The organism is Actinoplanes sp. NPDC049599 (assembly GCF_044465625.1).
Classification (GTDB): domain Bacteria; phylum Actinomycetota; class Actinomycetes; order Mycobacteriales; family Micromonosporaceae; genus Actinoplanes.
The window spans coordinates 1-1,419 of sequence record NZ_JBITLX010000081.1 but is presented as its reverse complement, the minus strand read 5'-3'; the positions used below and the strand labels follow the sequence as shown (position 1 = coordinate 1,419).

Below are 1,419 nucleotides of genomic sequence, written 5' to 3'. Positions count from 1 at the left end.
GTACCAGTTGGACAGGTCGTCGACGAAATCGCCCAGGACCCGCCCGGTTCCGGCGGTGTCGTAGGCCTCCAGCTTCTCGTCCACGTCCCGGGCCAGGGCGTGCAGCTCACCGAGCACCCAGCGGTCCAGGGTGTTCCGCTCGCGAACCGGCTTGGCCGCAGCGGGATCCCAGTTCACGTGGCTGGCGTACAGCGTGAAGAACGACGCCGTGCTCCAGTAGGTGGACAGCAGCTTGCGGGTGATCTCGTCCAGCGGGCCCGGGCCGACCCGGCGCGGGCTCCAGGGCGAGCCGGAACAGGCCATGAACCAGCGCAGGGCGTCCGCCCCGTGCGCGTCCATCAGCGGGATCGGCGCCAGGATGTTGCCCAGGTGCTTGCTCATCTTGCGGCCGTCCTCGGCCATGATGTGGCCCAGGCAGACCACGTTCTCGTACGGCGAGCGGTCGAAGACCAGGGTGCCGACGGCCATCAGCGAGTAGAACCAGCCACGGGTCTGGTCGATCGCCTCGGCGATGTACTGCGCGGGATACCGGCTCTCCAGCGCCTTTTCGCTGCCCGGCACGTGCGGGTAGCCGATCGCGGCGAAGGGCATGGCACCGGAGTCGTACCAGGCGTCGATCACCTCGGGCACCCGGGTCGCGGTCTTCCCGCAGGAAGGGCAGTCAAAGGTGATCTCGTCGATGAACGGACGATGCGGGTCCAGTTCCGAGAGGTCCTTACCTACCAGCGCCCCGAGTTCCTTGCGCGAGCCGATCGCGGTGACGTGCTCTTCCTCGCCGGCACAACGCCACAGCGGCAAGGGGGTACCCCAGTAGCGACTGCGCGACAGCGCCCAGTCGATGTTGTTCTCCAGCCAGTCTCCGAACCGGCCGTGCTTGATGTGCTCCGGGTGCCAGTTCGTCTGCTCGTTCTCACGCAGCAACTGCTCGCGCACCGTGGTGGTGCGGATGTACCAGGCCGGCTGCGCGTAGTACATGAGCGGCGTGTGGCAACGCCAGCAGTGGGGGTAGGAGTGCTCGAAGCGCTGCGAGCGATAGAGCACGCCGCGCTTCTTCATGTCCATGATCAGCGGCTCGTCGGCGTCCTTGAAGAACAGCCCGCCGACCAGCGGCACGTCGTCCTTGAAGTGGCCGTTGCCCGCGACCGGGTTGACCACCGGCAGGTCGTTCGCCCGGGCGACCAAGAGGTCGTCCGCACCGAAGGCCGGAGCCTGGTGGACCAGGCCGGTGCCGTCGGCGGTGGTGACGTAGTCGGCCAGCACGACCCGGTGCGCGTCGGGGATTTCGAGCAGGTCGAACGGACGCTGGTAGGTAAGGCCTTCGAGGTCGCGGCCGGGCACCTCGGCCAGTACTTCCGCGTCCTCACCCAGCACCGCCGCCAGGAGCGGCTGGGCCACCACGAACGTCCCCTTGTCGTTCTT

At 67.8% G+C, this 1,419-nt stretch carries 1 protein-coding gene; it reads right to left on the bottom strand.

All coding sequences use genetic code 11. The annotated features are described in order from the left end of the window. Window positions 1-1,419: class I tRNA ligase family protein (locus ACIBQZ_RS43290; protein ID WP_396094787.1), on the bottom strand; the 1,419-nt coding region annotated here is incomplete at both ends.